The 295-nt window shown below is 38.0% G+C and carries 1 rRNA gene; it reads right to left on the bottom strand.

Annotation, left to right across the window (positions count from 1 at the left end):
• Positions 1-97, bottom strand: a 16S ribosomal RNA gene (locus HG547_RS20695); the annotation flags it as partial.
• Between the last annotated feature and the right edge of the window lie 198 nt (positions 98-295).

The following is a 295-nucleotide window of genomic DNA, read 5'->3' as shown; positions in this document are numbered from 1 at the left end:
CACCTCATAAGTAAACTTACTTGTGCTGCCGCTCGACTTGCATGTGTTAGGCCTGCCGCCAGCGTTCAATCTGAGCCATGATCAAACTCTTCAATTAAAAGTTTTTTGTTTCCGAAGAAACGACTCAATGAATTCTGAATCGACTTAACTTAATAAGTCGTTGTACATATTGCTATGAACACTCATTATTACATTGATTTAATTCTTTGATTACTCGCCAAACGGCAGAGTAATTTCGATTAACTCAACACCTGTGAGTGTCCACACAGATTTCTTGTTTAGATTGTTAAAGAGC

Source organism: Shewanella sp. DNRA4 (assembly GCF_012843185.1).
GTDB classification, from domain to species: Bacteria; Pseudomonadota; Gammaproteobacteria; order Enterobacterales; family Shewanellaceae; genus Shewanella; species Shewanella xiamenensis.
Note: the sequence above shows the minus strand (reverse complement) of the source record. Positions and strands in the feature narration are given on the sequence as shown.